The sequence below is a fragment of the Hominimerdicola alba 8 genome (assembly GCF_000178155.2).
Classification (GTDB): Bacteria; Bacillota; Clostridia; order Oscillospirales; family Ruminococcaceae; genus Hominimerdicola; species Hominimerdicola alba_C.
The window spans coordinates 1-2,263 of sequence record NZ_ADKM02000074.1; the positions used below are offsets into that span (position 1 = coordinate 1).

The 2,263-nt window shown below is 53.6% G+C and carries 2 protein-coding genes; one reads left to right on the forward strand and one right to left on the reverse strand.

The genetic code is table 11. The features are described 5' to 3' along the window. Positions 1–28: 28 nt before the first annotated feature. Positions 29–1,660, reverse strand: a complete 1,632-nt coding sequence (locus CUS_RS07675; protein ID WP_002849156.1) for a S1 family peptidase — start codon at positions 1,658–1,660, stop codon at positions 29–31. A 272-nt stretch (positions 1,661–1,932) separates the two neighbouring features. On the opposite strand from CUS_RS07675, the gene CUS_RS07680 reads away from it, so the two are divergent. Next, positions 1,933–2,263: hypothetical protein (locus CUS_RS07680; protein ID WP_002849154.1), on the forward strand; the 331-nt coding region annotated here is incomplete at its 3' end.

Sequence of the window (2,263 nt, forward strand, 5' to 3'; positions counted from 1 at the left end):
ATTTTAGACCTGCGGGCGGCTTTTGGTATCATTCTAAAAATCCATGCACAAAAGGTTCGAGCATTCGGCAGCTTACCGCCTGATCTGCCGCGTAAGCGCCGTAAGCAGTGCCGAAGCACAAGCCTATCAGTTCGCCGCAGCTATTGAGCAGTGCGCCGCCTGTACTGCCGTGATCCTGCTGTGATGAGAATACTATGTTATTGAAGCCGTAATAGTTCTTGAAACCTGTTATCTTGCCCTCATAGATATTGTTGAGCCTGCCGCCGCCGCTGCCGATAATATATATCGGCTGACCCTCAGTCGGTTCCTGCACGCCTGTGTAAATGGTCAGCGGAGTCACCATGCACTCTATTTTCAGCACAGCGAGGTCGTGCTCGGTGTGGTACTTTATGACCCTTGCGTAGTAGGTGTGTTCATCTCGTTCGACCTGCGCCTTTATCTGCATGCTGTCGCGCACCATGCTGAAACCGGTGAGTATGTAGCCGTGTCGGTTGATGACCACGCCCGAACCGATTACCGATGTCGCGCCCGCATATCCCAGCGCCTCCAGTCTTACCACCGAACCCGAAAGTCCCGCTATCTCAGACCATGACATAACTCTGCCTGCGGGTGCAGGTGCATTCTGCGGCGGACGGCTCTGCGGTCTTGGCGGAAGTTCACGCCAGCCCACGCCGCTGTGCGCAGGTATAGGTGTTCGCGGCGGAAAACCGCTCCGAGCTGGTCTTGGCGGAACAGCACCATTCGGCGGGGGAGCGTTCCTATCGGGGCGCGGCGGGATATTCACCCTGTTTCCGCCCATCGGCGGCTGACCTCTTTCGGGTCTTGGCGGAACAGCCGCACCATTCGGCGGGGGAGCGTTCCTGTCAGGACGCGGCGGGATATTCACCCTGTTTCCGCCCATCGGCGGCTGACCTCTGTCAGGTCTTGGCGGAACAGCACCATTCGGCGGGGGAGCATTCCTGTCGGGGCGCGGCGGGATATTCACCCTGTTGCCGTTAGTAACGGGACTTCCGTGTCTGCCCGCGCGGGGCGGCACTTTCAGGCGGACATTCCCTGTTATCGGTGAACGCTCACCCGTGTGGTCTTCTTCGGGAACAGTCCGGCGCTGTGGCGGACGGCGCGGCGGGCTGTTCAGCGGTGGTACGAACGTCGGGATATCCACAGCCTTTTCTTCACCTATCACCAGCTGTTCCGAACGCACTGTCAGCACCTCCGACAGCTTGCCCTCGCCCACAGGCATCAGCATGAACACCTGCCAGCCCAGCAGATAAGCCATGTAGCAGAAGAGATATTCCTTGTAGCCTGTTTTGCCGCTGTAGACGAAAACGCCCTTGTCGCTTTCAAGCAGTGCCCGCCAGTAAAGCAGGCTGATAACAAGATTGTTCTCAATGGACGGATTGACCGATGGCACACTGCTTCGGTAGAGTGCCAGCACCCTTGCGCCCTCAAAACTGCTCTCAAAATCGAGGGCTTCAATGCGCAGTCGTTCAAGCGTGTCTTTATCCTGCGGCGGCATCAGCCCGTTTACACGGACATAATCCCAGCCGCCGTAAAGCGTGTCAAGTTCGAGTATATCTTTTATATAGCTGTCGCTAACGCCCACACAGCGCACAAAAAAGCTGTCATCCGACTGTATGAGCCTGTCTGTAAAACATGACATATTTGTTCCCTCCCTTAAAGACATGCCGCATGCAGGTCGGCGGTATCTTCTTAAAGATATTTTAACACGGCGGAGCGGGTTTGTCAATGGTAAGCAGCAGACCGCGCAGTTCAGCGGCAGGCACGTTCTTGTGAACCATAAAGTGAAAACAAAAAAACGAATTATTCGTGCATTTTTACAAATCGGTACTTGCAATCTTTGAAGAAATGTGTTATAATGATACAAAGTATTTTGGCCGGTTATTATCAACCGAAAAGTGAGGTGACGTTTCGATGGATAAGTCCGTAACGGAAAACCATGTGAATGAAAACGAGTCCATGACCTTTGTTCAGCTGGCTATGGCGCTGGCTGATGACTATGAGAGCGTTTATGTCATCGATACCGATGATGACAGTTATGTTGAATATGCCGCCGCAGGTGAGTATAAAGAACTTACAAGGCGGTCTGAGGGTGATGACTTTTATGCTGATACCGTCCGCAACTGCAACCTTATAGTTTACCCCGATGACAGACAGAAATTCCTCGAAAGTTTCAGGAAAGAGAACGTTATGGCGGCGCTGGATTGCGGCAGGTCTTTCACGCTGAATTACAGGCTGATAAAAG